Source organism: Microbacterium wangyouchuni (assembly GCF_054072595.1).
On sequence record NZ_JBSVRM010000005.1, the window covers coordinates 160,481 to 185,823 of the forward strand.

General features: G+C 64.7%; 29 protein-coding genes. 5 read left to right on the forward strand and 24 right to left on the reverse strand.

Translation table 11 applies throughout. The features are described 5' to 3' along the window. Positions 1 to 7 precede the first annotated feature (7 nt). The 3 genes from ACW5CM_RS10335 to ACW5CM_RS10345 form a co-directional block, all read right to left on the reverse strand. Complete coding sequence (locus tag ACW5CM_RS10335) at positions 8 to 694, reverse strand: DUF4822 domain-containing protein (protein WP_457124940.1); 687 nt, start codon at positions 692 to 694, stop codon at positions 8 to 10. Between the two features lie 132 nt (positions 695 to 826). Further along, on the reverse strand, positions 827 to 1,444 hold the full coding sequence (locus tag ACW5CM_RS10340) for a response regulator (RefSeq protein WP_438254968.1): 618 nt from the start codon (positions 1,442 to 1,444) through the stop codon (positions 827 to 829). Then, entirely contained in the window at positions 1,441 to 2,640 is a 1,200-nt protein-coding gene (locus ACW5CM_RS10345; RefSeq protein WP_457124941.1) for a sensor histidine kinase, read from the reverse strand. The genes ACW5CM_RS10340 and ACW5CM_RS10345 overlap by 4 nt, the downstream gene beginning before the upstream one ends. A gap of 75 nt (positions 2,641 to 2,715) precedes the next feature. On the opposite strand from ACW5CM_RS10345, the gene ACW5CM_RS10350 reads away from it, so the two are divergent. Both ACW5CM_RS10350 and ACW5CM_RS10355 read left to right on the forward strand, forming a co-directional pair. Continuing rightward, on the forward strand, positions 2,716 to 3,129 hold the full coding sequence (locus ACW5CM_RS10350) for a DoxX family protein (protein WP_457124942.1): 414 nt from the start codon (positions 2,716 to 2,718) through the stop codon (positions 3,127 to 3,129). Positions 3,130 to 3,196: 67 nt separating this feature from the next. After that, the gene (locus ACW5CM_RS10355) at positions 3,197 to 3,403 is read left to right on the forward strand and encodes a hypothetical protein (protein WP_438254972.1); all 207 of its coding nucleotides are present in this window, start codon (positions 3,197 to 3,199) and stop codon (positions 3,401 to 3,403) included. A gap of 20 nt (positions 3,404 to 3,423) precedes the next feature. Here ACW5CM_RS10355 and ACW5CM_RS10360 read toward each other — a convergent pair whose 3' ends face one another. Both ACW5CM_RS10360 and ACW5CM_RS10365 read right to left on the reverse strand, forming a co-directional pair. Beyond that, the gene (locus ACW5CM_RS10360) at positions 3,424 to 4,035 is read right to left on the reverse strand and encodes a flavodoxin family protein (protein ID WP_457124943.1); all 612 of its coding nucleotides are present in this window, start codon (positions 4,033 to 4,035) and stop codon (positions 3,424 to 3,426) included. An 83-nt stretch (positions 4,036 to 4,118) separates the two neighbouring features. Further along, positions 4,119 to 4,721 (reverse strand): GNAT family N-acetyltransferase, encoded by a 603-nt coding sequence (locus ACW5CM_RS10365; RefSeq protein ID WP_457124944.1) that lies wholly within the window; start codon positions 4,719 to 4,721, stop codon positions 4,119 to 4,121. Positions 4,722 to 4,802: 81 nt separating this feature from the next. Between ACW5CM_RS10365 and ACW5CM_RS10370 the strand changes: the two genes are divergently transcribed. After that, the gene (locus tag ACW5CM_RS10370) at positions 4,803 to 5,177 is read left to right on the forward strand and encodes a PLD nuclease N-terminal domain-containing protein (protein ID WP_457124945.1); all 375 of its coding nucleotides are present in this window, start codon (positions 4,803 to 4,805) and stop codon (positions 5,175 to 5,177) included. Here ACW5CM_RS10370 and ACW5CM_RS10375 read toward each other — a convergent pair. From ACW5CM_RS10375 to ACW5CM_RS10385, 3 genes are read right to left on the reverse strand one after another with little or no spacing between them, the layout of a single operon-like run. Further along, positions 5,174 to 6,148 carry an epimerase gene (locus ACW5CM_RS10375; protein ID WP_457124946.1) on the reverse strand — a complete coding sequence of 325 codons (975 nt, stop codon included), beginning with the start codon at positions 6,146 to 6,148 and terminating at the stop codon, positions 5,174 to 5,176. The two genes, ACW5CM_RS10370 and ACW5CM_RS10375, sit on opposite strands and share 4 nt — an antisense overlap. Further along, entirely contained in the window at positions 6,145 to 6,765 is a 621-nt protein-coding gene (locus ACW5CM_RS10380) for a DUF4166 domain-containing protein (RefSeq protein WP_457124947.1), read from the reverse strand. The genes ACW5CM_RS10375 and ACW5CM_RS10380 overlap by 4 nt, the downstream gene beginning before the upstream one ends. 25 nt (positions 6,766 to 6,790) lie before the next feature. Then, a complete protein-coding gene (locus ACW5CM_RS10385) occupies positions 6,791 to 7,222 on the reverse strand; it encodes an Lrp/AsnC family transcriptional regulator (RefSeq protein WP_438254981.1) in 432 nt (143 codons plus the stop codon). Positions 7,223 to 7,350: 128 nt separating this feature from the next. Between ACW5CM_RS10385 and ACW5CM_RS10390 the strand changes: the two genes are divergently transcribed. Both ACW5CM_RS10390 and ctlX read left to right on the forward strand, forming a co-directional pair. Continuing rightward, on the forward strand, positions 7,351 to 8,379 hold the full coding sequence (locus ACW5CM_RS10390; RefSeq protein WP_457124948.1) for an ornithine cyclodeaminase: 1,029 nt from the start codon (positions 7,351 to 7,353) through the stop codon (positions 8,377 to 8,379). A 31-nt stretch (positions 8,380 to 8,410) separates the two neighbouring features. Further along, the gene (gene ctlX / locus ACW5CM_RS10395; protein WP_457124949.1) at positions 8,411 to 9,316 is read left to right on the forward strand and encodes a citrulline utilization hydrolase CtlX; all 906 of its coding nucleotides are present in this window, start codon (positions 8,411 to 8,413) and stop codon (positions 9,314 to 9,316) included. Between the two features lie 51 nt (positions 9,317 to 9,367). Here ctlX and ACW5CM_RS10400 read toward each other — a convergent pair whose 3' ends face one another. From ACW5CM_RS10400 to ACW5CM_RS10475, 16 genes are all read right to left on the reverse strand, one after another. Further along, complete coding sequence (locus ACW5CM_RS10400; protein ID WP_457124950.1) at positions 9,368 to 10,414, reverse strand: NYN domain-containing protein; 1,047 nt, start codon at positions 10,412 to 10,414, stop codon at positions 9,368 to 9,370. Continuing rightward, positions 10,407 to 11,408 carry a Gfo/Idh/MocA family protein gene (locus ACW5CM_RS10405; RefSeq protein ID WP_457124951.1) on the reverse strand — a complete coding sequence of 334 codons (1,002 nt, stop codon included), beginning with the start codon at positions 11,406 to 11,408 and terminating at the stop codon, positions 10,407 to 10,409. The genes ACW5CM_RS10400 and ACW5CM_RS10405 overlap by 8 nt, the downstream gene beginning before the upstream one ends. Before the next feature lie 4 nt (positions 11,409 to 11,412). Beyond that, positions 11,413 to 12,471: an LLM class flavin-dependent oxidoreductase gene (locus ACW5CM_RS10410; RefSeq protein WP_457124952.1), complete on the reverse strand. Its 1,059-nt coding sequence runs from the start codon at positions 12,469 to 12,471 to the stop codon at positions 11,413 to 11,415. Between the two features lie 13 nt (positions 12,472 to 12,484). Next, positions 12,485 to 13,777, reverse strand: coding sequence for an O-acetylhomoserine aminocarboxypropyltransferase/cysteine synthase family protein (locus ACW5CM_RS10415; RefSeq protein WP_457124953.1), 1,293 nt, complete (start codon positions 13,775 to 13,777; stop codon positions 12,485 to 12,487). Further along, positions 13,774 to 14,493: an alpha/beta hydrolase gene (locus ACW5CM_RS10420; RefSeq protein ID WP_438254992.1), complete on the reverse strand. Its 720-nt coding sequence runs from the start codon at positions 14,491 to 14,493 to the stop codon at positions 13,774 to 13,776. The genes ACW5CM_RS10415 and ACW5CM_RS10420 overlap by 4 nt, the downstream gene beginning before the upstream one ends. A gap of 64 nt (positions 14,494 to 14,557) precedes the next feature. Beyond that, positions 14,558 to 15,394 carry an ABC transporter ATP-binding protein gene (locus ACW5CM_RS10425; protein ID WP_439255968.1) on the reverse strand — a complete coding sequence of 279 codons (837 nt, stop codon included), beginning with the start codon at positions 15,392 to 15,394 and terminating at the stop codon, positions 14,558 to 14,560. Beyond that, the gene (locus tag ACW5CM_RS10430) at positions 15,387 to 16,199 is read right to left on the reverse strand and encodes an ABC transporter ATP-binding protein (protein WP_457124954.1); all 813 of its coding nucleotides are present in this window, start codon (positions 16,197 to 16,199) and stop codon (positions 15,387 to 15,389) included. Before ACW5CM_RS10430 ends, ACW5CM_RS10425 begins: the two co-directional genes overlap by 8 nt. Beyond that, a complete protein-coding gene (locus tag ACW5CM_RS10435; protein WP_457124955.1) occupies positions 16,196 to 17,056 on the reverse strand; it encodes an ABC transporter permease in 861 nt (286 codons plus the stop codon). Before ACW5CM_RS10435 ends, ACW5CM_RS10430 begins: the two co-directional genes overlap by 4 nt. Then, the gene (locus ACW5CM_RS10440) at positions 17,053 to 18,012 is read right to left on the reverse strand and encodes an ABC transporter permease (RefSeq protein ID WP_457124956.1); all 960 of its coding nucleotides are present in this window, start codon (positions 18,010 to 18,012) and stop codon (positions 17,053 to 17,055) included. Before ACW5CM_RS10440 ends, ACW5CM_RS10435 begins: the two co-directional genes overlap by 4 nt. An 18-nt stretch (positions 18,013 to 18,030) precedes the next feature. Next, entirely contained in the window at positions 18,031 to 19,572 is a 1,542-nt protein-coding gene (locus ACW5CM_RS10445; protein ID WP_457124957.1) for an ABC transporter substrate-binding protein, read from the reverse strand. Positions 19,573 to 19,625: 53 nt separating this feature from the next. After that, entirely contained in the window at positions 19,626 to 21,017 is a 1,392-nt protein-coding gene (locus tag ACW5CM_RS10450; protein ID WP_457124958.1) for an LLM class flavin-dependent oxidoreductase, read from the reverse strand. 332 nt (positions 21,018 to 21,349) lie between these two features. Then, the gene (locus ACW5CM_RS10455) at positions 21,350 to 21,613 is read right to left on the reverse strand and encodes a hypothetical protein (protein ID WP_457124959.1); all 264 of its coding nucleotides are present in this window, start codon (positions 21,611 to 21,613) and stop codon (positions 21,350 to 21,352) included. Positions 21,614 to 21,695: 82 nt separating this feature from the next. After that, positions 21,696 to 22,640, reverse strand: a complete 945-nt coding sequence (locus ACW5CM_RS10460; protein WP_457124960.1) for a quinone oxidoreductase family protein — start codon at positions 22,638 to 22,640, stop codon at positions 21,696 to 21,698. 71 nt (positions 22,641 to 22,711) lie between these two features. Further along, on the reverse strand, positions 22,712 to 23,539 hold the full coding sequence (locus tag ACW5CM_RS10465) for a MetQ/NlpA family ABC transporter substrate-binding protein (RefSeq protein WP_457124961.1): 828 nt from the start codon (positions 23,537 to 23,539) through the stop codon (positions 22,712 to 22,714). Between the two features lie 34 nt (positions 23,540 to 23,573). After that, a complete protein-coding gene (locus tag ACW5CM_RS10470; protein ID WP_438255006.1) occupies positions 23,574 to 24,317 on the reverse strand; it encodes a methionine ABC transporter permease in 744 nt (247 codons plus the stop codon). Next, complete coding sequence (locus ACW5CM_RS10475; protein ID WP_457124962.1) at positions 24,314 to 25,291, reverse strand: methionine ABC transporter ATP-binding protein; 978 nt, start codon at positions 25,289 to 25,291, stop codon at positions 24,314 to 24,316. The genes ACW5CM_RS10470 and ACW5CM_RS10475 overlap by 4 nt, the downstream gene beginning before the upstream one ends. Between the last annotated feature and the right edge of the window lie 52 nt (positions 25,292 to 25,343).

A 25,343-nucleotide genomic window follows, 5' to 3' on the forward strand; every position in this document is an offset into this window, starting at 1 on the left:
AGGCGGGTCAGGCTTGGTTGCTCGGGCGCATCCGGCGGGTTACGTAGATTGCGACACCGCCGACCAGCGCGACCAATCCTGCAGCGAGTGCAACGATCGGGCCCGCATTGCCCGTCGCGGCCAGCCCTTCGTCGTCTGTCCCGGCTTCGCTGTCATCCGGGGCGGTGGCTGCGGGCTCGGCGTGCTCGGTGGGAGTGTGGATGATGTCGTAGTAGACCTCGGGGTTGGCCTCGTCGGGGATGACGCGGTAGGTGAACTCTTCGGGGGTGAGTTCGGTGATTGGCACTGCGCGCTCGAAGAGCACGTCGCCGTTGGTGTCCTTCGCGATGAGGACACGCTCTGAGCCGTCGGCCGATACGGTCCAGTCACCCTGCATCTTCGGGGTGTCGTCCAGGTTGTACATCGTGAACGTGCCGTCGGTGTTGTAGTAGGCCCAGCCGACGAAGTTGGCGACGTTTTCGTCTGTCAGCGGGACGTTGTTTCCGTCCTGGTCCACAGTGCTTGTGGTCTCCCACGGTGTGCCTGCCAGTACATCTGACGGCGTGGCAACCGCAGCAGAAATACTTGAGACGGGGGCGGCCGTGGTTTCAGCGGCGAATGCGCTTGCGGTCGGGGCGAGGCTGATAGCTACAGCGGTGACCACCGACGCGGTGATCATGGTGCGGCGTGTCGGCACGATGCGATTCTTCGTCAAGTCTTCTTCTCCCTGAAGTGAGTGTGAAACTCCGACTCAAGTAGTCGAAGCGAACACATTCCACGTTAGGAATTCGAGAAAACCGGCACATCAATCGATCAGTTGAACCTGCCTGATAGGAACCTGAATGCTTCAGATTCGGATGAACCCGCGTTTGACCGCGATGGCAATCGCTGCCTGACGATTATCCGCGCCAAGTTTGGTGAAGGCGTGATGCAGGTGAGTCTTGATCGTCGCCTCGCTGACGTGCAGCGCTCGCGCCAGGTCACGGTTGGAGAGTCCGTCGGCAGCCAAGGTGAGAACCTCGAGCTCGCGCAGCGTGAGCGCGCCCGGTCGATCAATGCGTTCGAGAGCCTGTGCGCTGATCGCGCCGTGCGGGCGACTCTTTCTATCCGCGGCCGCGCGGATCGCTTGAAACAGTTCCGCGGGTCTGCTGTCCTTGACGAGGTAACCCGCAGCCCCGGCATCCAGCGCTCGCACGATATCTGCGTCGGAGTCGTAGGCCGTGAACACCAGCACGCTCGTGGTCGGGCTCGCCCGGCGGATCTCGCGGATCGCTTCGATTCCGTCTGGGACATCGTCGCCGAGGTCGAGATCGACGAGCGCGACATCGATTCCCTGAGCTGCCGCGGTTGCCTCCGCAGCAGAGCCCACATCGGCGACGACCTCGAAATCGTTCTGAGTGTCCAGCAATGACCTCACGCCGTGCCGCAGGACAGGGTGGTCATCCAGCAGCAGAATCCGGATCATGATCTGCTCTCTTCCTGCGCGGCATCCGGCACGATCGCGGACACGGTCGTTCCTTCGCCCGCGTATGACTCGACGGTCAGCATTCCGCCCAGGTTCTCGACGCGCCACGTCATCGCTCGAATGCCGAAGCCACCGGAACCGGAATCGATCATCGTCGAGTCGTGTGCAGCGGCGGCGAGCCCGATCCCGTCATCGGCCACGTCCACACCGATCTCTGAGTCGAAGAAGGTGAGGGTGACGCGTGTCCACGTTGCCTGAGCGTGCTTGTGAGCGTTGACCAGAGCTTCCTGAACGACGCGCTGGAGTGCGTGAGAAATCGTATCGGAGACCGCGCGCTCGTCCCCGACGACGACGAACTCTGCGCCCGCGGCCCGTGCCTGCGCCTGAAGTGCGATAGCGAGGGAGACGCCGCTCTCCCGCGGGTCAGCGAGCCCGTGAAGAAGCTGCCGTGTTTGCACGAGGCCGTCGCGCAGCGCTTCACGCGCTTTCCCGACCGCAGTGGATTGCTCACCACGCAGGTCATCTGATTCGAGCATGAGAAGAGCCGTCGCTGTTCGCTGCACCACCGTGTCGTGCAGTTCGCTGGCCACGCGTTCACGTTCCGCCAGCGCTCCGGCATCTCGCTCAGAACGTGCAAGTTGTTCACGTGTATCGACCAGTTCCGCGATGAGCGTTCGTTGCGCGTCCAGCGCACGATCGAGCGCGGTGTAAGCGTAGGTGAGCACGACGCCGCCGAAGAACGGACCCAGTACCAACCCGAGGTCGTCCCCATTCGACATGAGGAAGAGCCCCACGCTCACGGCCACGACGATGGCAGCGGAGATGATGATCGCGAGGCGGCCGCGAATCACTCTGTGCACCGCGAAGAAGAGCGCGAAACCGCACCATCCGAAGGACGGAGCGAGCACGGCGAGAGGTAGCCAGAAGCCCGTAGCGATGAGGAGTCCTATCGCCTGTCTAGATCCGACCGTGTCCAGTCCCGCAGCGTGCGCAGCAGAATCGAGGCTGCGGCGGCCGATCACCGCGATCGCGTAGCTCACACCCGCTCCGATCGCGAGGATAAGCGCGGCAAAGCCGACGCCCTCAAGCGGATGCCTGCTGAAATACCGTATCCCGCATACGACGAGCAGGATGGCGAATCCGATATCGACGACGCGATCCATCGCGCTCAAGCGCTGACGGCGCGAAGCTTCCATGAGATCAGACTACGAGACAGCTCTCCTGCACCCCGGCCGGTACGCTGAGCACGTCACGTTCGACAGGAGCACAGGATGCCGCGTACCGTCTCTCGTTGGGCCCTCGCCGTTCTGCTCGCCGCCGCGGGGCTCGGTCACCTGAGCTGGGGGCGGCGCGGTTTCCGCATCACCGTGCCGGACTGGGCGACACGGTTGTCTCACCTGGACAAGGACGCGATCGTGGTCGCATCCGGCGCCGTCGAGGTGATGCTCTCTGTGGCACTTGTCGCGCTTCCGAAGGAGCGCAAACGCATCGGATGGGCGGTCGCCGCTTTCTTCGTCGCTGTGTTCCCGGGGAACGTGCACCAGTGGCGCACCGGTCGATCCGCGCCTCTGCTGGACACTGATCGTCGACGATTCGCACGCTTGCTGCTCCAGCCGGTGCTTGTCGTATGGGCGCTGTGGAGCACCTCCTCGCCGCCGATTCGAGCCCGACGCAGATGCTCGTGATGCGGGGCGTCTGCGACCGTCGCGGCGCCGGGTATCCTGGAGAAGGCAGTCACAACAGGAGGCAATCGTGATCTTCAGCTTTATCGTCTACGTCGTCCTATTCCTCGGCGGAATCATCCTGATGGGTAAGTCCTTCGAGGTCGCTGGCTTCGAGGCGCTTGTCTTCTGCGCGGGCCTCGTGGCGTTCTGCCTGTCGCTTGCCTGGATCATGCGGCAGCCCGGCAGTGCCACGCGTCGCGCCAACAACTGGGATGGCGGTCCCGGCGCTCAGTGAGCGCCGCACGGCGTGAGCGGTCAGGCTACTGAGTAGCTGCGCTCACGCAACAGTTCAGCGATGTGCACGGCGTTCGCCGTCGCAGTAGCGGTCGCTTGTGCGACCTTCTCCGGAACCTCGTCGAGATCCTTGTAGTCCACAGCCTGCATCGCCTCCCCGTTCCAATACACCGATCCCTGTGCTGCCACGGTGAATCCGACGTCGTTCAGCGCCTGGAACAGGACCGCTGCGATGTGATGAGCCCCGTCCTCATTTCCGACGATCCCGGCGATCGCGACCTTGTTGAACATGGTCGGCCGACCTTCTTCGTCGGTTTCGCTGAGTTCGGCGTCGAGCCTTTCCAGCACGCGCTGAGCGACACTGGAGTGCTGTCCGAGCCAGGTCGGGGTGACGAAAACAAGAATGTCTGCGCGCAGGATCTGCTCGCGTAGCGATGGCCACTGGTCTCCCTCGCCCATGTCCGTCTGTACACCGGGGAAGATCAGATGATCTACCGCGCGGATGCTGGCGGGAGAGACGCAGTGCGCAGCAAGCGAGGCGAGGATCTGTCCGCCCAGAACGTCCGAGCTGGAATCGGCGGGCGACGGCTTGAGCGTGCAGTTGATCATCAGCGCGGTCAATTGAGTATCCATGACCGCAGGCTAGCCACCGTTCGTCCCACCCAGGAGGGGGTTTCGCCGCGGGGCAGAACTCGCTAGCGTCGCTCTGATCAGTCTCAGCGCCGCTTTGCGAGCCGCGCTTCGAGGTTCGCCTTGACCGCCGGCCACTCCGGTTCCAGGATCGAGAACTCCACGCTGTCGCGTAGCGCGCCGTTTCGATAACGCGAGATCGCGCGCATCACGCCGTCCTGCTTCGCCCCGAGCCGTTCGATGGCTGCACGCGACTGGAAGTTCACCCATTGTGTTGTGAACCCCGCCCGGAACACGCCGAGCGTCTCGAAGGCATGCGTCAGCAGCAAAAGCTTCGACTCGGCATTGGTGCCGCTGCCGTGCGCGGAAGGACGGTTCCAGGTGTACCCGATGTGCAACCGGGGAACATCCGCCGCCATGTCGTAGTACGTCGTCATCCCGATCACGCGTCCGGCCGCATCAAACGCGGTGAACGGCACCATCTCGCCCTTCTCGGAGAGGCCGAGCCGGCGTTCGATCTCCGCTGCGACGCCGTCCGGCGAGGGGACTGAGGTGTACCAGGCGGTCTGCCAGAGGTCGTCCTCGCGGACGGCATCCACCAGCCCATCGTGATGCGCCCGGTCGAGGGGACGCAGCTCGACCAGCGAGCCGGTCAGCGTGAGCGGTGCAGGGTCGGTGCGAAAAGCCATACCTCATTAAATCAGCGGCTGGTCTGCCATCGCGCCGGACGAGCGCGAGCAACGTCTCGGCCGACTCGCTACCCTAAAGCCATGCCGTTCATTCTCATGATTCTCACCTTCGCGCTAATGGTCGGTGCGTTGATCAGCATCATCACTCGTGATGACTCGCAGGTGAAGTACCTGCCGAAGATGGTGTGGCTGATCATCGTCATCCTGCTGCCGCTGGTCGGCAGCGTTCTCTGGTTCGCCCTCGGGCGCGAGCCCGGCGAGGGCGGTGTCTCACTGCCGAGGATGCCCCAACGCGCACCGCGCACGACGACGCAACCGCCGATCCAGCAGACGTGGACCCAGACATCGGCCGTTCGAACCACTGAACAGCAGATCGAAGACCTCGACCGTGAGATCGAGGAGTGGCGCCTGCGCCAGGAGATCGAGAAGCGCCGCGAGCAGGGCGACGCAGACTAAGCGCGCTCGAAAGACTCCCGCACTGCTGGTTCCATCGTCGGATACGCGAACTCGAACCCGGCCGCGGACAGTTTCTCTGGAAGCACCCACCGGCTCTTGAGAATGAGCTCCGTCTCCGTGCGGATGCCGATGGCACCGAGCTCCAGCATCCATCGCGGCATCGGCGGGCCGAACTTCGCACCGAGAACCCGCCGCACCGTCGCCATGAACGTGGTGTTATCAACGGGGAAGGGGGCGGCAGCATTCACCGGACCATCGATTCCCGGATGCTGCTCGACGAAGTCGATGATGCGGGCGATGTCGTCGATGTGCACCCAGCTGAACCGCTGCGCGCCGCGTTTAGCTCCGGGAAAATGACCCGTCCCCGCCGCGCGTCGAGACTTCGAAACCGGCCACCAGCCGTCGTGCTGTGCACCACCGAGCCCGATCCGTGCCAGGTTCTTCAGCGGTCCGAGCACACCGCCGTGCCCGAGCACGATGGTGCTGCGCAGGGCAACCCGACGCGTCTGCGGCAGGTCATCGGCGAACAGCGCCCGCTCCCATGCCTGGGCGACCTCGACCGAGAATCCGGTGCCGATCTCTCCATCTGCTTCGGTCATCGGGCGGTCTTCGGCATGCCGGTAGATCGTCGCGGTGGATGAATTCACCCACAACGCCGGCGGCGCTGACGCCCTGGTGATCGCGGCGCTGAGCGACGCCGTCGTGTCGAGGCGGGAGCGGAAGATTTCAGCCCGATTCTCTGGCGTGTACCGGCAGTTCACGCTTTTTCCGGCAAGCCCGATCACGAGAGTCGCGCCATCGACTGCCTGGTCGATGCCGTTCTGGTCGCCCCAGCGCAGATCCGCACTCGAACGCGAGATCGTGACGACCTCACGCCCCTCTGCCCGGTATTTCTGCTGCAGGTGCTGTCCCATGAACCCGGACGACCCGCCGATCACCACGCGGCCGGTCGCCACTTCGCCTGCGCTCACGGCTTCTCCTCCTCGATGCGATAGCTGAAGTCGCCGGCGTACTCGTAGATGCGGCCCACGATCGGAAGCTCCATCGTGACCAGGACGCGCTGCCGGCCGATCACCTCGTCGAAGCTCTCGGTGAGATCGACGACGGGGGAGAGGAACCGCGGAAGCCTGAGCCGCAGCGATCCCCACCGGATGCCGACCGTGTGGCTGCGCATCCGCAGTGCACCATCGCGCACGTCGACCGCGAAGCTCGCCGCCACGACGCCGGATTCGCCGAGCTCGTCAACGAGTCGTCCATGCGGATTCACCGATACCGCGTCACGCATCGTCCACCCCTGACCGGGGAGGAGAAATTCTCGCTCGCTGACCACGCGGCCGTCGATTAAGCGGTTGGTGACGCGGAAGGGAACGCTCAGCTGCCACCCGGCGTAGATCACACCGCGCTCGTGCAGCGGGCGCAGCAGCGGCCACAGCCACCGTCGCGGTGTGCCGACTCGGCTGAAGGTGCCTTCGCCGATACCGATGTGCCCCTCGGGCAGCGACGAGAAGTATTCACGCAGGTGCGGATGTAGCTGATCCAGGCGATCGCCGAGTATCTCGGCGTAGGGCGATTGCGAGACGTGGCGCACGCTCTGAGCCTATCCGCCGGAGTGCTCAGCGCAGCACACTGGACAGCAGCAGGCTCGTCTGCGAGTTCTGCACGCCCTCGATCGAGCGGATCAGCCCGAGCAACCGGTCGAAGTCACCGAGGGTTTCCATGCGCAGCTGGGCGACCAAATCCCACCCGCCGTTGGTGCTGTGCAGGGCGATGATCTCGGGGATGCCGCGCAGGCGCCGAATGACCGTGTCGGTGGTGCGCCCCTCGACCTCGATGAGCGCAATGGCGTGGATCGTCAGCGGATCGGCTTCATCGCGCACACGCGCTGTGAAGCCGATGATCGTGCCGTTTTCCTGCAGCCGGTCGATGCGGGCCGACACGGTCGCGCGCGAGACATCCAGCATTCGCGCCAGGGCCGCACTGGATGCCCGACCATCCTGGCGCAGTGCCGCCAGCAGCCGGCGGTCGAGGTCATCGAGGTGTTTCATGTACACATCGTAAAGCGATACTGACCAGAATGCGCATGTTCTGATGATCCGCTCGGCAATGTGCGCATTGATCTTGCATATCGCCAACGCGTACCGTGGGGACGGAACAACGACAAAAGGGGAAGATCATGACGCGCTTGGTCGATGTCCGCAACATGAGCCGGTGGATCGCAGATCATGGTCCCCAACGCTGCATCACGGGAATGATCGACTACCTCGACGCGGACTTCCGTCGCTGGGAGCAGTTCGACAAGACGCCCCGTGTTGCCAGCCACACCCCCTTCGGCGTGATCGAGCTGATGCCCACCAGCGATCACGAAACGTACGGCTTCAAATACGTCAACGGGCATCCCTCCAACCCGCAGCGCGGATTCCAGACCGTCACCGCCTTCGGCGTCCTCGCCGACGTGCACAACGGCTATCCGACCTTCCTCGCCGAGATGACCCTGCTCACGGCTCTCCGCACGGCCGCCACCTCAGCCCTCGCCGCCCGCGCTCTGGCTCGCCCGGATTCGCAGGTCATGGCGATGATTGGAACCGGCAGCCAGGCGGAGTTCCAGGCGCTCGCCTTCCGGCAGGCGCTCGGCATCGACACGCTACGGGTCTATGACGTGGATCCGGATGCCATCGCCAAGCTCGCTCGCAATCTGACACCGCTCGGCTTCAGCATCGAGGCCGCCTCATCGGCAGCTGACGCGGCTCGCGGTGCAGACATCATCACGACATGCACGGCCGACAAGCAGCTCGCCACAGTGCTGCACGATGCCGATGTCGCAGCGGGGATGCACGTGAATGCCATTGGCGGAGACTGCCCCGGAAAGACTGAGCTTGACCCGGCGATCCTCGACCGTGCACGCGTGTTCGTCGAGTACACGCCGCAGACCCGCATCGAGGGTGAGATCCAGCACCAGAGCGACGACTTCCCCGTCACCGAGCTGTGGGAAGTGCTGCTCGGCCGTAAGGAAGGGCGCACCTCCGCGGCAGATATCACCCTGTTCGACTCAGTCGGCTTCGCCATCGAAGACTTCTCGGCACTGCGCTACGTGCGTGACCAGGTCGCCGGTACGGACTACGAGAGCGAGATCGATCTCGTCGCAGCACCGGAGGACCCCAAGGATCTGTTCGGCATGCTCGGCGCGTTCTCTCCGGTCGGCTGAGGTGTCGGTCCAGGCGCCCAGTGCGGTCGTCATGGTGCGGCCGCAGCGATTCCTCCCCAACCCGGAGACAGCGGCCGACAACGTGTTTCAGGCGCTGCCGGAAGTTGCCCGCGATGAGGTCGCCCGACTGGCGCACGACGAGGTCACGCGCGCCGCACAGACACTCACCGAGGCGGGCGTGAGAGTTCACCTCTTTGACGACACCGATCCGCAGCGACCGGACAGCGTGTTTCCGAACAACTGGTTCTCCACGCATCCCGGCGGCCACGTCGCACTCTTCCCGATGTATGCGCCGAACCGGCGCACGGAGCGTCGGGCCGACATCGTCGAGATGCTGAAGAGGCAGTACCGGGTGCAGCAGGTGATCGACTACTCCGGGATGGAGCCTGACGGCCTCTTCCTGGAGGGCACCGGCGCGATGGTCATCGATCATGAGTTGCGCATCGTGTACGTGGCCCGCTCCCGGCGCGCCGATCCCGTGCTGCTGGAGAGATTCTGCTCCATGTTCGGTTATGAGCCGATGGTGATGGATGCCGTCGACCAGACCGGCGCACCGATTTATCACACCAACGTGATGATGACGATTGCCACGGACTTCGTGATGGTGGGCCTCGGACTCATTGCCGATCATGCTCGTCGTGAAGAGGTCGTCATGCGCCTGGGCGCACGCGGGCGGCGGGAGATCATCGACCTGACTGCCTCGCAGATCGCATCATTCGCCGGGAATGCGATTGAGCTGCAGGCGGACGGTCGTCGCATCCTCGCGCTCTCGACCCGCGCGCTCGCAGCGTTGCGGGACGATCAGCGCGCTGTCATCGAGCGCAGTTGCGAGATCATCGCCCTGCCGGTGCCGACGATCGAGCTCGCCGGCGGATCAGTGCGCTGCATGATCGCCGGTCTGCACCTCGACGCGCGGGAGCTGGTCCGCTGGCCCTAGAGGGGGAGAGCCTGGGGATCCCCGCCGTCAGCTCGGCAGCCTCCCCGCTGCCTAAGCGCCCTCGCGCAGGCGGACCACCCGCTCGTGGCCGGTCTCTTCAAGCTCGGTGATGTCGTCGCGAGACTTGAGGAAGTCCGAGAACGACCGGTAGCCGAGCGCCTTCTCACTGAACGACGGATCCATGCGGCGCATGTGCGTCTTCACCGCAGAGCTGTGCAGCCACTCATCCGCACCGGCTTTGTCGTGCCCGAGGCGAAGCGCGCGCTCAAGCAGCAGGGTGGCTTCTTCCTGCTCGGTGGTCGGAGTCGGCTCAGTCTCTTCGGCGGGCGCTGCGGGCTCGGCAGGCTTGGTCGCCTTCTTCGTGCGGCCCTTGGACGCGGCCTTGGGCTTCGTCGCGGGGGCTTCGGGCGCGGCATCCGGGGTGGTACGGGGCGCAGCCGGCTCGGCATCCGCAGTTTTCCGCGACGCAACCGGCTCGGTGACCTGCGGTGTCACAGGCTCAGCGGGTGGGGCCGCCTGCTTGGGCACGGGGCGTACGACACCCGGCAGCGAATCATAGGACTCGAATTCGTCGCACGCGGCGGCCAGCGACTTGGCTGTGGATCCTGCGACGCCCACGCCGATCACATAACGTCCGAGGCGCTTGCAGCGCTGTGCGAGAGGAACGTAGTCGCTGTCGCCAGCGACGATGACCACGTGGGTGAGGTCGGGGAGGCGGAACATGTCTTCCACAGCATCCACGGCCAGACGAATGTCGGCACCGTTCTTCGCGTACGCGGCGGCGGGGAACAGCTGCACAAGGTCGACCGCACGAGCGACGAGCTGCGAGCGGTACTCAGCATTCACGTGGGATGACCAGTCGGCGTAGGCGCGAGTGAGCACCAGCGTGCCGAAGGATGCGGCGTAGTCGATGATCGCACCGACCTCGATCATCGCGCCCCGGAGCCGCTCGATGACGTCAGGATCATTCGGGTTCTCGGTGATGCGCTGCCGGTCCTTGCCGTAGGCGTTTCGCCCGTGCACGCGGTCGTACCAAGAGATGACGATGTTGTCGAAGTCGAGGTAGACCGCGACGCGAGGGTCCTGGGGATCAGACATTTGCGTTCCTCTCGCTCGGGTAGCGGACGCCGATTTGGGCGCGGATCTCATCGAGCGTTCCCATGATCGCGACGGACTCCGCGAGGGGGAGCGGCAGCAGGGCACCCGCGGTGTCTCCAGCGGCTACTGCGCCTTCGGCGGCGAAGGCCTGGTACTGCATGCCGCGGCCGTCGATCTCTGACTCGTAGCTCTCGAGAACCGAGCCGTCCGGGCCGATCACACGGAACGAGGTCGGGCAGTACCAGACACGGTCGATCTCGATGCGCGCCTGGGTTCCGACGATCGTGGCGACGTTGGCACCGGCTGCCCGCGAGGAGGAGATGCTGGTTGATACGGCGCCGCCCTCGTGCGTCATGAGCGTTGCGACTTCGGCGTCGGCGCCGGTCTCCACCAGACGAGCGACGGCCTTGATGGAGGTCGGGGCACCGAGGATGTCCCAGATGAACGAGACCGGGTAGATGCCGAGATCCAGCAGTGCGCCGCCGCCGAGCTCCAGCGCGTTGAGGCGGTGAGTCGGGTCGGAGGGGAGCAGCTGCGTGTGATCGGCGGTGACAGCTCGGATCTCTCCCAGCGTGCCCTCGGCGATGATCTCGCGGATGCGCACCATGTGTGGCAGATACCGCGTCCACATCGCTTCCATCGCCAGCAGCCCGCGTTCGGTGGCGATGCGCTGCAGATCCTCTGCTTCGGCGCGGTTCAGTGTGAACGACTTCTCCACGAGCACGTGCTTGCCTGCTTCCAGAGCGAGCTTCGCGCCGGCATGGTGCATCGGGTGCGGGGTGGAGACGTAGATGATGTCAACATCCGGATCGGCGACCAGAGCCTCGTAAGAGGCGTGCGCACGCGGGATCGAGAACTCTGCCGCGAACTTATCGGCCGAAGCCTGCGAACGCGAGCCGACAGCGACCAGATCGAGTCCGGCGGTGCGCAGATCAGAAGCGAACGAATGGGCGATGCCGCCCGTGGCGAGGATTCCCCAGCGAAGACCAGTCATGCTTTCAGCGTAGAGCAGATGTGAGGGCATCCTGCGGGACCAGCGGAAATACCTGTTCGGCGATCCGCTCGAGCTCCTCATCCAGCGGGGAAGCCTGGATCAGCAGCAGCGTGATGCCGGCCTCGGCATATGCGTTGATGCGCTCGGCGACTTGCTCGGCGGTGCCGACCAGATCGGGTCGCAGACCGCGGGTGCCGACGGAGTACTCGCGCCTGCTGACCTCCAGCGAGAGCTGTGAATTCTCACGGAACTGCTCGAACGAGGCGTATCCGGGGGAGGCCGGATCGACCGTAGTGATCCGGTCGAGCTCTCGCCGCGCCTCGGCCTCGGTGTCGCGGACGATGACGTATGCCGGCATCCCGAATTCTGACACCGGCCGGCCATGCAGACGATCGGAGCGGGCATTCATATCGGCGACGTTGTCACGCACTTCGTCGAGTGTGCCGCCGTGCATGACGTAGGCATCGGCGAAGTCGGCGATCACCTCCCGGCCGGCCTCGCTCTCGCCGCCGGCGAAGACCACCGGATGCGTGGACGGCTTCGGCTCGACGATGGTGTCCTCGAACTCATAGTGGTCGCCGGCGAAGCTGAACGGCGTCCGCTCCCACAGCCCGTTGAGCACCTCGACGAACTCTTTCGCCTGGGTGTAGCGCGCATCGTGGGCGGGGAAGTTGCCGCCGAACTGCCGTGCCTCTTCAGCCCACCAGGCCGCGACGACATTGAGAGCGATGCGGCCGGGAGCTACCGTGTCGAGGGTGCTGACGGTCTTGGCGAGCACGGCGGGGAGATGGAAGCCGGGACGGACGGCGGTCATGACGCGCAGATGATCGGTGACGGCGAGGATCGCCGCCGACAGCGACCAAGCCTCCAGGCTGGGTGCGTCGATTCCCTTGCGGTCGTTCAGGTACAGCTCGGGAACGAGGGTGGTGTGGAAGCCGAGCCGATCTGCTTTCACCGACACTTCGCGGATGTAATCCCAGGTCGCAGCCATCCGCCCCTCGTCGGTGACGTTGCGCAGGAAGCCTCCGTAGACGGGTGTCCAGTATCCGAGGTTGATGCCCATGGTGCTCCAGTCGTCAGGCGTACGTGAGTGCGCGGTCGAGGTCGGCGATGATGTCGGCAGGATCTTCCAGACCGGCGCTGAGGCGGATGGTGTTCAGTGAGATGCCGGCGGCTGCCCGCTGCTGCGGATCCAGGTGCGAGTGCGTCATGGATGCCGGATGCGCGACGAGGCTGCGAGCATCGCCGATGTTCGCGACCAGCCGCACGGTCTCGAGGGCATCGATCACCCGGCCGGCGCGGGCTTGTGCCGCGTCGTTCTCGGGGCCGGCGAGATCGAAGGAGAACACGGAGGGAACACCCCGCGGCAGGTAGCGTTCGGCGAGTGGATGCCAACGGTTGTCAGCAAGGCCGGGGTGATGGACGGCCGCGACCTTCGGATGCTTCTGCAGATGCCGCGCGATCGTGAGCGCCGTCGTGCTCTGACGGGACACCCGCAGATCGAGCGTCTCGATGCCCTGCAGGATCTGCCAGGCATTGAACGGCGACAGCGACGGGCCGAGGTCGTGCACATACTTCGACTTCACGAGCGCCGCGAAGGCCAGTCCGATGCCGAAGCGCTCCCACAGGATGAGGTCTCCGAACCGCTTGTACGGCGCGGTGAACTGCGGCCAGCGCTCGGGCTCTGCGCCGAAATTGAAGGTGCCCTGGTCAACGACGACACCGCCGAGCGAAGTGCCGTGGCCGCAGAGGAACTTCGTCGCCGAATGCACAACGAAGTCGGCACCGTGCTCGCCGGGACGGATCAGATACGGCGTGCCAACAGTGTTGTCGACGACGAGGGGGATGCCGGCATCGTGGGCGATATCTGCAACTAGGCGGATGTCGAGCACCTGTGCCACGGGGTTCGCGACGGACTCGGCGAACAGAACACGGGTCTCCGGTCGGATCGCGGTGCGCCAGGCATCCGCATCATCCTGGTCGACGAACGACACCGTGATGCCGAAATCGTCGAGCGTGTCCTGGAGCAGATCGACCGTGCCGCCGTACAACTGGCTGGCGGCGACGATATGCCCACCGCGCGCAGCGAGAGCGAGCAGGGTGACGGCGACGGCGGCCTGCCCGGAGGCGACGGCGACGGCTGATGCGCCGCCCTCCAGCGTCGCCACGCGCTCCTCCAGAACCTGCTGGGTGGGGCTCGCGTTGCGGCTGTACAGATTGCCCGGGGTGCGCAGCGCGAACAGGCCTGCGGCATCCGCGAGCGAGGCGAACTCGTAGGCGGCGGTTTGATAGATGGGAGCGACGGCACTGTTCTGCGGCACGCCGGTGACGTATCCGGCCTGTACCTGCTGGGTCGCGAACGCGGTCATGCGTCGGCGGGTTCGTGTCGGTCTGCTCCCTGAACCTGTCGAAGGGCGCGAAGCACGGGTGTGTGCACGTCTCCGCCGCGCAAGCGCTCGAGCCACAGCACGATGGATGCTGCGACGCTGCGGTGCGAGACGTCGTTCAGTGCGTCGTGCAATCCGTCGATGGTCTCGACCAGCTCCAGATCGGGCACTGCGCTCAGCAGGGAGGCAGTTTCGGTGATCGGGGAAACCCGATCTGCCGAACCGTGGAAGGCGAGCACCGGAACGGCAACGGCGGCCAGGTCAGCGGATGCGGGGACAGGCTCGACGGCGACCGGCGCGGTGCGCGCCTCATCCGTGCCGAGCACGCCGAGGTGCAGCGGGCAGGCCGTGCGTTCCGCGTCGGTCGGCTGGGCGGTGACGGCGTCGCCCTCGGCATCGATCGGGGTCCCGGCGATGATGGCGGCATCGGCTGTGGCGCCCTGCGCGAGCACGCGGAGAACGGATGCAGCGCCGGAATCAGAGCCGACGAGCACGCGCGGTGCATCCACGGTGTCGAGCCACGCGCCTGCGGCATCAGCATCCGCTTCGAAAACGCCGACGGTGTATCCGTCGGCGCTGAGCCGGCGTCCGAATCGCTCGTACACGGCGGCGCGCTCGCCGCGGCCGGTGATAACGGCGAGTGTGCCGCGCACGCGGGCGGCAGGCCAGACGGCGGAGGGAGAGATGTTCGTGCTCATGCGATCCATCCTTGGGTCTGGGACCCCGCGGCGCGCGGGATGTGTCGAACTGTTGCGGTCCCGGTCATAGTGTGAAGCTCTGAAGTGCGGTTCGCAGCTCTTTCCGACGTTCTCGATTCGCGCCAGCTACCGTCAGCGTCGGAGCGGATTCGATGAGCAACTTTGTGTAGGGATGCTGCGGATTTGCGAGGACATCGATGGTGGGTGCATCCTCCACGATCTCGCCCTGGTACAGCACGATCAGCCGATCGGTAACGCCCGCGATGGAGCCGAGGTCGTGTGAGATGAACAGCTGCGCCAACTGCCGTTCAGTACCGGCGAGCCTGAGCAGATCGAGCACCTGGACCCGGCTGGAGGCATCGAGCGCGCTGACCGGCTCGTCAAGAATGAGCAGGTGCGGCGCCAGCACGAGTGCCCGAGCGAGCACGATCCGCTGACGTTGTCCGCCGGAGAGTTCGCTCGGAAGTCGGGCTCCGAGCGCCGGGTCAAGTCCGACGAGTCGGATTGCTTCTGCGACGCGTTCGCGTGATTGCGCGACCGAGATCCCACCACGAATTGCGAGTCCCTCTGCGACAGAGTGATCCACGCTCACGTCGGGGTCGAGGCTGCGCAAAGGATCCTGATAGACGTACTGCACCGTTCCGGATCGCCGAAATGCGCGTAGCGGCCGTCCCCGCAGGCCAGCGAGGTCGTTACCATCCACGGACACCGTGCCGGAGAACACCGTGGTGAGGCCGAGCAGACTGCGAGCAAGAGTGGACTTTCCTGATCCGGTTTCGCCGATCAGGCCGACTCGCTCCTCGGCGCCAATGGTGAGCGAGATGTCACGCAGTACGGCGCGGCCTCGCGTGCGGCCGCCATAGCCGAGCGTGGCGTTCTCAATGCGCACAAGATCAGACATGCGCGACTTCGCGATTCAGGAAGCGATCCAGCCCGTATTCCGCGTGAGCTGTGAGGAGAGAGCGCGTATACGGGTGCGCGGGTGACTGCAGAACATCGGCAGAGGTTCCGGATTCGATGATCCGACCGTGCTGCATGACGTGAATGCGTTCGCACAGGTGGGCGACGACAGGAAGATCGTGCGATACAAACAGCACGGCGAGCCCAGTCGTAGCGCGCAGGTCAGCGATTACATCGAGCACTTCGGCCTGCACCGTGACATCGAGCGCGGTGGTGGGTTCGTCGGCGATGAGTAGTTCCGGAGACTCTGCGATCGCAATCGCCAGAAGCACGCGCTGCAGCATGCCGCCGCTGAGTTCGTGGGGGAGTCGGTGAGCTGTTAGCTCGGGCGTGGACAGGCCGAGGTCTCCGAGAGCCGTGACTGCGCTGGACCAAGCATCGCGCCGACCGCGCCCATTTTTGAGCCGGTGTACCTCTGCGAGCTGTCGTCCGACACTGATCGAGGGATTCAGATAGGAGCCTGGATCCTGGAACACTGCGCCGATGCGCGTGCCACGGATTCGGCGCCACTGCGATGGCGTTGCGGACGCGAGGTCGACGTCATCGAAGACTATTCCGAGAGCAGTGACGTTCAGCGACTCCGGCACGATTCCGAGCACGGCGCGGCAGGACAGCGACTTGCCGCTGCCGGACTCACCGACGATGCCCAGGGCCTCGCCTCGCTCGAGACGGAAGGACACATCATCGACGAGCGCCAGAGCGTCATCGGTTGTGATCGTCAGATGCGAGACCTCGAGCAGTGTCATGCGGATACCTCCTGGGGTGTCGACGATTCAGCTGGTGTAGAAGCGCGGTGAGTCTGGGCGTCGCGCAGCGCATCGGCCAGAGCGTTGAATGCCCAGACGGTAGCGACGATTAATGCAGCCGGGGCGAGGGGACCGAGGGGACGCTGATACAGATACTTCAGGTCGCTCGCAAGCAGGCCACCCCACGTCGGTTCGGGCGGGACGACGCCGATCCCGAGGAAGGTCAGCGAGGCGACGATGACGAGCGCAGCTCCGGTGAGCCCTGCGGCCGTGACGGTGATGGCGGGCAAGACATGACGCCAGACGTGCCTGCGCAGAATCCAGAACGTGGACGCGCCCATCAACTCTGCGGCCTCGACATACTGCGAGTGCGATGCGGTCAACGCGGCCGCGCGCGTCACCCGGAAGAACGCGGGGGAGATGAGAATGCCGACGGCGCACATCGCCTGGGGTACTCCGTTGCCCAACAAAGCCGTCATCGCGATCGCGAACACGAGAAAAGGCAACGTCATGAGTGCGTCCGTCAGCCGGAGCGCGAACCATTCGAATGTGCGAGAGAGGTGAACTGACAGCAGCGCCGGAACGACGCCGAGGACAAGTCCGATCACGACGGCCATCAGCGCAGACAGTACCGAGAGCGGCGAGCCAGTGAGAAGTCGGCTCAGAACATCACGCCCCAATTCGTCGGTGCCCAGCAGATGAGCCAGGCTGGGCCCCTGCAACATCACGGATGTGTCCTGCGCGTACGGATCCTGCGGTGCCAGCAGCGGGCCGAACACGGTGAGCACCGCGATAAGCAAGAGAATCGCCAACGCCAGCTTCGCGCTCGTCGGGCGGATGACAGCGATGAACTTCATATCGCACTCCTTCGCGAAGCAGGCTGGAGAGCCGTCAGCGTAATGTTCACGAGGACGTTGAACAACAGCACCAGAACGATCGCGACGACCAGAGTGCCCTGCACCACAGGAACGTCGCCACGCAGTGCGGAATCGGCCGAGAGTAGACCGAAGCCCGGCATATTGAAGATCGTCTCGGTGACGACTGCACCTCCCAGAAGCGCAGGAATCTTCATTCCCAGCACGGCGACCGCGGGACCGGCCCCGTTGCGAAGTGCGTGGTTGAGCAGGATGCGCCGCGGATGAAGACCCCGCACAGTCGCACCGATGATGTATGGCTGATCCAGCGAATGTACGAGTCCGGTGCGAAGCTGACGGGCAATGTCCGCTGCCGGATCCAGGCTCAGCGCCACTGCGGGCATGATGATCAGCTGAAACCACAGGCCCGGGTTCTGGCCGAACGGAACGTACCCCGAAGATGGCAGCAGGTGCAGCCATACGCTGAATACGACGATCAGGCCGATCGAGACCACGAACGGAGGCAGCGTCGACACCACTGAGGTGACGGCTGTGATCGCACGGTCAATCGGGCGCCCCTGGTTCACCGCTGCGATACCGCCCAGCACTACGCCCGATACGATCCCCAAGACGAGGGCGACCGAGACGATCGAGGCGGTGATGGCCAGACGCTGTCCGATCAGCTCCGAGACGCTGAATCCGTTGTACCAGCTGGCGCCGAGGTCTCCGCTCAGCATCGACCCCATCCACGTGAAGTAGCGCAGCAGCACCGGCTGATCGAGGCCCAGTTCCGCGTTGATTTGCGCGATGCGCTCGGGTGTCGCCTCATCCCCCGACAGCGATGCGGCAGGGCTCAGACCGCTCGCTGCGCCGAGGACGAAGGTGATGAGCGTCGCGAAGATGAACACCGGCACGACTATGAGTGCTGTGCTGCCCAGTAGGCGCGCGAACTTCATCATGACGTCAGGTCTGCGGGTTCAACCGCTGACCTGCACTCCTTCCCAGCGCACCTGTGAGGGAAGCAGATTGAGTTCACTCACGCTGGAGCGAGAGACGAATACCCAGGGATTGCTGTACAAGTAGTTCGTCGGAGACTGCTCGACGCCCACACGCACGGCGTTCCACAGGACCTCCTGGTAATCCGGGGAGTCGATCGGCGTCGCGCGCACAGCATCCAAAGCCGCGAGGAACTCGTCTGAGGAATGCGGACCGCTCAGGTTCATGATGCCGTCAGGGCCGTATGTCGCGAGCAGGTTCGCGACGGGTGACTCGCGCCCAATCGTCCCGTCCAGAGCGAGCTGCGGCGACTTAGCGACGTAAACCTCGTCCTGCCATGTCGTGGAGCCGGTGGGCACCAGACTGATGGTGGAGTCGATGCCGATATCTGCGAGCTGTGACTGTGTGAGCTGTGCGTCCAACTCGCTGCCAGCGTGCGCGGTGATCTCGATCGAGAGGTCACCGTCTTCGTAGCCCGCGTCGCTGAGGATCTGGCGTGCCTTGTCGGGGTCGTAGCCCCAGATTTTCTCAATCTCCGGGTTGAAGGCGATGTACCCCTCCGGGAACGGCTGATGCGTGATCGTGCCGGTGCCGGCGGTGACGGCGTCAACGAAGGCCTGGCGATCGAACGCGTAGCGGAGAGCCGCGACGACGGCCGGGTCATCAAGCGGAGCCTGGTTGAGGTTGAGTGATGCGTCGCTGGCCGCGAGCGTGCCCGCGATGGTCACGGTGAGCCCCGCCTTCTCGGCCTGCTCGATCTGAGTGGCGGGCAGTCGTGCGACATCTACCGACCCGGACTGCACTGCGGATACGACGGTGGCGGCGTCCAATGCTGTCGTGAGCTTGAATCGATCGATGTGGATGTTGTCGGCGTCCCAGTAATCGTCGTTCTTCACGAATGACGCGTGCGATTCCGCGACGAAATCGGTGAGCACGAAGGGGCCGGCGCCGACCGGAGCGGCGGCGAGCTTCTTCGGGTCTTTTGCAGCGGTAGGACTCGCGATGGCGCCGGTGCGGCCGGCGACTAGATACGGGATCTGATAGTCGACCGTGGCGAGGTGCAGAGTGACCTCGGTCTCTGAATCAGCGGTGACGCTCTCAAGATCTGCCAGCTGGTCACGCAGATGCGAGCCTGACTGCTCCTTGCCTCGTTCGAAATGGGCCTTTACCGCTTCGGCATCCAACGCGGTGCCGTCACTGAAGGTCAGATCGTCTCGCAGCGTGAACGTGATCGCGGTCCCGGTGTCGTCATATGCCCAGGATTCGGCGAGGCTCGGTTCGACGTTTCCGTCCTCATTCAACCGGGTGAGCGAGGCGTAGGGGAGCGAGATGGTGTTGATGTCGTTGCCAGTGCGACTTGCCACCGGATCCCAGGAGGTCGGCAGGCCAAACGACCACCGCAGCACCGAATTATCTTCACCCGAGGCAGGACCATCGTCGCCTGCCGAAGCGCACGCCGACATACCCACGGTGAGTGTCACTGCGATAGCTGCTGCGGCGAGGGAGTGCCAGGATCTGGTCACGGTCGATCTTCTTTCTGTGGGGGGCGTGCGGAGTGCGGATGATGGCGGGATGCTCAGGCGATGACGCTGAGCGCGTCGGCCCGGGTGATTTCTGACTGAGCGGATGGCGTTGTGGCATGCCGATTCTCGAGGAAGGGCAGCCCGAGATGCTCGCGCAGGGTCGTCCCGGTGTAGTCCGCGCGGTGAAGGCCACGCTCCTGCAGGATCGGGATCACTTCGTTGACGAACCTGCGGAACTGAGACGGATGCGAGACGTAGACGTTGAAGCCGTCGACGGCGCCAGCTTCGAACCACTCCTGTAGTCGATCGGCAACGGTGGCGGCCGAGCCGACGAACGGCGATGGGCGCAGCGCAGACAGACGCTCGACTACCTGGCGCAGCGTGAACGAGTCCTTTTCGGCGAATCGGACGATCGATTCTGCGTTTGTTCGGAAGCTGCGCTGGGCGAGATGCAACACATCAGGGAACGGGGCATCCAGGTCATACTGCGTGAAGTCATGCCAGCCGAACGGTCGTCCCAGCTCGGCCAGCGTGATGTCGAAAGAGTTGCTCAATTCGTGCTGCGCACGCTCGATCGCTCGGGCGTCATTGTCGGTGTCGCCGACGACGATGCGCGTGCCCGGGAGGATCAGCACGTGATCAGGGTTGCGGCCGGCCGCTGCCGCGCGCCCTTTGACGTCTTCTGCGAAGGCGATGTCGTCAGGGATATTCGAGGCGTGTGTGAAAATTCCGTCGGCGAAGCGTGCGCCGAGATCACGACCGTCATTGCTGTCGCCAGCCTGGAAGATGACCGGCTGGCCCTGCGGGGAACGCTGGATATTGAGGGGACCGGCTACGCGGAAGAACTCGCCGTCATGGTGGAGCTCGTGAACTTTCGTGGGGTCGAGGAACACGCGGCTTTCACGATCACGCGGGAAGGCGTCGTCTTCGTAGCTGTCCCACAGCGCCTGCGAGACTTCGATGTGTTCGGCAGCCCTGCGGTACCGCGTGGGGTAGTCGAAGTGCTCATCGAGGCCGTAGTTGGTGGCGGTGCCGGCATCTCCGGTGGTCACCACGTTCCATCCGGCGCGGCCGCGACTGATCAAGTCGAGTGAGGCGAAGCGGCGGGCAAGGTTGTACGGCGTGTTGTAGGACGTGGTTGCGGTGCCGACGAGTCCGATGCGCTCGGTGGCGACCGCGAGGGCAGAAAGCAGCGTCAGCGGCTCAAGCCGGTTCAGGTAGTGCGGCGGGGAGTGCGGGGTGATGAACTGACTGTCGACGATGAACACCAGGTCGAACTTCGCCTGCTCAGCGAGCTGTGCGTACTCGATGTACCAGTCGATGTCGACGCTGGCGTCTCCGGGGATCTCCGGATCCAGCCAGCGCAGTTGATCACCGGGGCCACCGGTTCCGGTCAGAATCGCTCCGAACTTGATCTGACGCTGGGTGGTGTTCTCGTATGCCATGCCCTGTTCCTCTCATCGCTTTTGACGATTCTGAGGTGTGCGGTGGGCACAAGAGGGGTTCGTGTCACACTGTGTGGCTTCATGACGTCGCGTGACGCCACAACGTTGCTGACGTCAGGGAGATGCTGTGTGGCCGTTCGCGGCGACTGGTGCCGCTGCTCCGCGAAGGTGCTCGCCGGCGAGACGAGGCTCGTGCGGCCGCCTGAGAGCGTGCTGCCCGCCGGTGCCAGTTGTTCTTGCTACGGGCCGCGTACTGTTCGACAGCTCTGCGTGTGCGTCTGGGCCTGCCCGAGATCGCTTTCGTCGTGGCCGACAGTACCCATAGCCCGCGATCAGAACGGTGGGGTGCCGTAGGCCTTCTTGTAGCGCCGCTTCCAGACCTGTCGGACGAAGCCGATGTACATTCCGACAGCGCCGGGAACGACCCAGAAGATCAGCACAATTACGCCGGAGACGGCAGGGGCTGCCCCGCCTCCGTGCCTGGTGAACAGGAACACCGACAGCAGAATCCCCACAACGCAGAATGCGCCGAAAAATAGGATCTCGACGACCGGCTGCTGGAGTCGGGGGACACCGCTGCGTCCGGGAGCATTCATGAACGTGAATGGTTCCGGGGGGACTGATGAGTCGCTGGGATCCCTCAAACTTGGCACTGCCGGAGGCGACGGGCGCGGACGATCACGGCACCAGCGTTATCTTGCCGCGGGCGGAGTGTTCCTCGACCATGCGGTGGGCCACGGCGGCTTCGGCGAGCGGCAGCGTGGCGCCGAGCTCGATCTGGAAGTCTCCGGCCGCGATAAGTTCGATCGCTACACCGACGGCCTCTGCGCGCCAGGCGAGCTCCTGCGCCGTGAGCGGCTCGGGAGAGCCGCCGCTGAAAGCACGGATGCCGAAGCTGGCAGCATCCGGGCCGCGAACGATCGTCGCAATGCGATCGCGGTCAGTAACGAGTTCAAGGGAGGTCTCAATCGCCTCATCGGTGCCGATGCAGTCGAGCGCGACGGTGACGTCGCCATCCACAGCTGCCCGCACGCGGTCCGCGAGACCATCGCCGTATGCAACAGGGATCGCGCCGAGCTCGCGCAGATGCTCGTGGCGAGCCGGGCTTGCAGTGGCGACAACGGTTGCGCCCCAGGCGACAGCAAACTGAATCATGGCCTGTCCCACAGCGCCAGAACCGGCGTGCACGAGCAAGACATCGCCGTCTCCGACATTGAGCGAACGCAGGCACTGATAGGCGGTTCCGATCGGGATGCTGAGACCGGCGCCCTCGGCAGCGGTCACGGCATCCGGAAGCAGATCGAGATTCTCCACCTTCACGACGAGGTGAGTGGCGTACGTGCCCACAGTGCCGCCGATTGCCACACGGTCGCCGACGGCGAATTCGCTCACGCCCTCGCCGAGTGACTCGATCACTCCTGCGCCGTCGAAACCGACGCGGCGCGGCTGGGTGATCGGGGCGCCGGGGCGGGCGCCGCGGCGCAGCTTCGCATCCAGCGGGTTGACGCCCGCTGCCTCGATCCGCACCACGACCTCACCGGGGCCGGCGACAGGATCGGGGATCTCTACGAGCTGAAGGACATCAGGGGTGCCGAGTTCTGTGTACACGATCGCGTGAGCCATGACGCCAGGCTACCGGCAACGAGCAAAGCCCTCACATCCGAAGATGCGAGGGCTTCACAACGGCGCTGAGATCAGCCGACGGGGACGATGAGTCCCTTCCACGTCTCCAGGATGAACTCCTTGGTGCGGTCATCGTTGAGAAGTTCGATGAGAGCCACGATGCGCGGGTCATCCTTGAGCTCGGGACGAGTGGCCAGCACGTTGTAGTACTTGCTGTCGGTGCCCTCGAGGAGGATCGCCTGCTCGTCGGAGAGCCCGGCCGGAATCGCGAACGACGCGGTCACGAAGGCAGCGTCGTTGTCGGGCAGAGCGAGTGCGAGCGAAGCGTTCTCGATCTCGACAAACTTCAGATCCTTGGGGTTGTCGGTGATGTCGGTGATCGTGGTCGCGTTGTCCTTGATCTCGATGATGCCTTCGGCGGCGAGCAGCTCGAGCGCACGACCCTCGTTCGTCGGGTCGTTCGGGATCGCAACCGTGGCGCCCTTTTTGAGCTCGTCAAGGCTGTCGATCTTCTCGCTGTAGAAAGCTGCGGCCGGCAGGTAGATGTCGCCGAGGGAGATCAACTCGTCTCCGGCCTGCGTGTTGTAGGTGTCCAGGAACGTCGAGTTCTGGAACAGGTTGGCATCGATCGAGCCGTCCGACAGCGCCGGGTTCGGCGTGTTGTAGTCGGTGAACTCCTGCCACTCGATCGTGAGCCCCTTCTCCTCGGCGAGGTTCTCGGAGACCCACTTCAGCATGTCGCCGGCCGGGACCGGCAGAGCGCCGACCTTCAGCGTGCCGAGGCCCTCAGAGCCGTCGGCGGCCGGAGTGGAGTCCGATCCGGCACAGGCGGTGAGGCCGAGTGCAAGGGCGCCTGCGGCGGCGATGGCGATGCCGCGAGTGAGAGAGGAGAAAGACATGATGATGCTCCGGGGTGTCAGGGGTGAAAGGAAATCAGGCGCCGACGGCGATGACGTCGGCAGAGTGCGAGGCACGATTGGCGTGATCGAGACGGCGCGCAAGCACGTTGCATGCCCACTGCACCAGCAGCACGATCACGAACAGCACGATCACGACGGCGACGATGTGCACCCAGCTGTAGCGCTGGAAGCCGTAGGTGAGCGCGACGTTTCCGAGCCCGCCGCCGCCGACGACGCCGACCATGGCGGAGAAGTTGATGATTGAGGTGATGGTCGTTGCGATGCCGAGCACGATTGCCGGTCCGGTCTCGGGGAGGATGACGCGCCGCACGAGCTGCCAGCGGGTGGCCCCGAGCGAATCGGCCGCCTCGAGCAGACCCGAATCGACCTCCTTGACGGCGATCTCCACAACGCGCGCGAAGAACGGAATCGCGATGAGCGTGAGCGGGAAGATCGCAGGCCCCGTGCCGATGAACGAGCCGAGCAGGAGTCGGGTCAGCGGAATGAGCGCGATCATCAGAACGATGAACGGCACCGATCGACCCAGGTTCACGATGAACCCCAGCAGCCGGTTGATGATCACACCGGCCGTGGCGGAGCCGAACGGAGTCGCCAGGAAACGACCCTTCTCCGTGCCGACGAGCACGATGCCTAGCGGGAGACCGACGACGATCGTGATGAGGATGGCGACAGCGGTCATCCAGAGCGTTTCGAGCGTGCCCTTGAGCATGACGTCGAACAGATCGGGCCAGAAGTCCGGGGATGTGTAGTCGATCATGCTGCTTTCACCACTTCGACGGCTACGTCGTGCTCGGCGAGGAACGCCTGAGCGCGAGCGAGAACTGCGGGGTCAGCCGGAAGCGCCAGCCGAGTACGACCGGCCTGTGATCCGGCGATGTTCTCGATCGTGGCGCCGAGGATCGACACATCCAAATCCAGAGCGCGTGCGAGGAGCGTGATGGTCGGCCGCTCAGCCTCTTCGCCAGCAAAGGTGAGGTCGATGACCGCGGAGCCCGGCATCTCGGGGACATCGCCGAGTGGGAACAGGTCTCGTGCCAGACGGCTGCCCGGCGTGCGGATGAGATCGATCAGGGCACCCTGCTCGACCACGCGACCGTGCTCGAGGAGCGCTGCGGCATCACAGATCTGCTTCACAACAGCCATCTCATGTGTGATGAGCATGATCGTCAGTCCCAGCTCGCCCGACAGCCGCTTCATCAGAGCGAGGATCTGGCGGGTGGTGTCGGGGTCGAGTGCGCTGGTCGCCTCGTCCGAGAGCAGGACGCTGGGGCGGGATGCCAGGGCGCGGGCGATGCCGACGCGCTGACGCTGTCCGCCGGAGAGCTGCGCCGGGTAGGCACCGGCGCGGGAGGCGAGACCGACCAAGTCGAGCATTTCGAGGGCATCCTTCGTGCGGTCGCCACGTGCACGACCGACCGCTTCCAGCGCGAACTCCACGTTCTGGGCGATCGTACGGTTTCCCACCAGATTGAAGTGCTGGAACACCATGCCGATGCCGTGCCGGGCTGCGCGCAGTTCGTTGCCGGCCAGATGCGAGATCTGCACGCCGTCGACGACGACGCGTCCGGAGTCCGGGCGCTCGAGTGCATTGACGGTGCGCAGCAGCGTCGATTTGCCGGCACCGGACTGGCCGACGACGCCAAAGATCTGACCGCGGGGTATCTCGAGCGAGACATCGTCGAGTGCGCGGGTGCCGCCGAACGACCGGCTGACGTGCTCGATGGTGATCATAGGAATGCCAAGGGCCCCTTTCGGGGAAGAAGAGGAGGTGAGAAATCAATTC

Bases quoted from the DNA above. Each gene is read 5' to 3' on its own strand.
- ACW5CM_RS10400 (WP_457124950.1), bottom strand. From the start codon at position 10,414: ATGTCTGATCCCCAGGACCCTCGCGTCGCGGTCTACCTCGACTTCGAC.
- ACW5CM_RS10345 (WP_457124941.1), bottom strand. From the start codon at position 2,640: ATGGAAGCTTCGCGCCGTCAGCGCTTGAGCGCGATGGATCGCGTCGTC.
- ACW5CM_RS10410 (WP_457124952.1), bottom strand. From the start codon at position 12,471: ATGGGCATCAACCTCGGATACTGGACACCCGTCTACGGAGGCTTCCTG.
- ACW5CM_RS10435 (WP_457124955.1), bottom strand. From the start codon at position 17,056: ATGAAGTTCATCGCTGTCATCCGCCCGACGAGCGCGAAGCTGGCGTTG.
- ACW5CM_RS10340 (WP_438254968.1), bottom strand. From the start codon at position 1,444: ATGATCCGGATTCTGCTGCTGGATGACCACCCTGTCCTGCGGCACGGC.
- ACW5CM_RS10420 (WP_438254992.1), bottom strand. From the start codon at position 14,493: ATGAGCACGAACATCTCTCCCTCCGCCGTCTGGCCTGCCGCCCGCGTG.
- ACW5CM_RS10360 (WP_457124943.1), bottom strand. From the start codon at position 4,035: ATGGATACTCAATTGACCGCGCTGATGATCAACTGCACGCTCAAGCCG.
- ACW5CM_RS10460 (WP_457124960.1), bottom strand. From the start codon at position 22,640: ATGGCTCACGCGATCGTGTACACAGAACTCGGCACCCCTGATGTCCTT.
- ctlX (WP_457124949.1), top strand. From the start codon at position 8,411: ATGGTGCGGCCGCAGCGATTCCTCCCCAACCCGGAGACAGCGGCCGAC.
- ACW5CM_RS10470 (WP_438255006.1), bottom strand. From the start codon at position 24,317: ATGATCGACTACACATCCCCGGACTTCTGGCCCGATCTGTTCGACGTC.
- ACW5CM_RS10450 (WP_457124958.1), bottom strand. From the start codon at position 21,017: ATGGCATACGAGAACACCACCCAGCGTCAGATCAAGTTCGGAGCGATT.
- ACW5CM_RS10350 (WP_457124942.1), top strand. From the start codon at position 2,716: ATGCCGCGTACCGTCTCTCGTTGGGCCCTCGCCGTTCTGCTCGCCGCC.
- ACW5CM_RS10415 (WP_457124953.1), bottom strand. From the start codon at position 13,777: ATGACCGCGTTCGCGACCCAGCAGGTACAGGCCGGATACGTCACCGGC.
- ACW5CM_RS10440 (WP_457124956.1), bottom strand. From the start codon at position 18,012: ATGATGAAGTTCGCGCGCCTACTGGGCAGCACAGCACTCATAGTCGTG.
- ACW5CM_RS10365 (WP_457124944.1), bottom strand. From the start codon at position 4,721: ATGGCTTTTCGCACCGACCCTGCACCGCTCACGCTGACCGGCTCGCTG.
- ACW5CM_RS10370 (WP_457124945.1), top strand. From the start codon at position 4,803: ATGCCGTTCATTCTCATGATTCTCACCTTCGCGCTAATGGTCGGTGCG.
- ACW5CM_RS10385 (WP_438254981.1), bottom strand. From the start codon at position 7,222: ATGAAACACCTCGATGACCTCGACCGCCGGCTGCTGGCGGCACTGCGC.
- ACW5CM_RS10425 (WP_439255968.1), bottom strand. From the start codon at position 15,394: ATGTCTGATCTTGTGCGCATTGAGAACGCCACGCTCGGCTATGGCGGC.
- ACW5CM_RS10430 (WP_457124954.1), bottom strand. From the start codon at position 16,199: ATGACACTGCTCGAGGTCTCGCATCTGACGATCACAACCGATGACGCT.
- ACW5CM_RS10390 (WP_457124948.1), top strand. From the start codon at position 7,351: ATGACGCGCTTGGTCGATGTCCGCAACATGAGCCGGTGGATCGCAGAT.
- ACW5CM_RS10475 (WP_457124962.1), bottom strand. From the start codon at position 25,291: ATGATCACCATCGAGCACGTCAGCCGGTCGTTCGGCGGCACCCGCGCA.
- ACW5CM_RS10455 (WP_457124959.1), bottom strand. From the start codon at position 21,613: ATGAATGCTCCCGGACGCAGCGGTGTCCCCCGACTCCAGCAGCCGGTC.
- ACW5CM_RS10405 (WP_457124951.1), bottom strand. From the start codon at position 11,408: ATGACTGGTCTTCGCTGGGGAATCCTCGCCACGGGCGGCATCGCCCAT.
- ACW5CM_RS10465 (WP_457124961.1), bottom strand. From the start codon at position 23,539: ATGTCTTTCTCCTCTCTCACTCGCGGCATCGCCATCGCCGCCGCAGGC.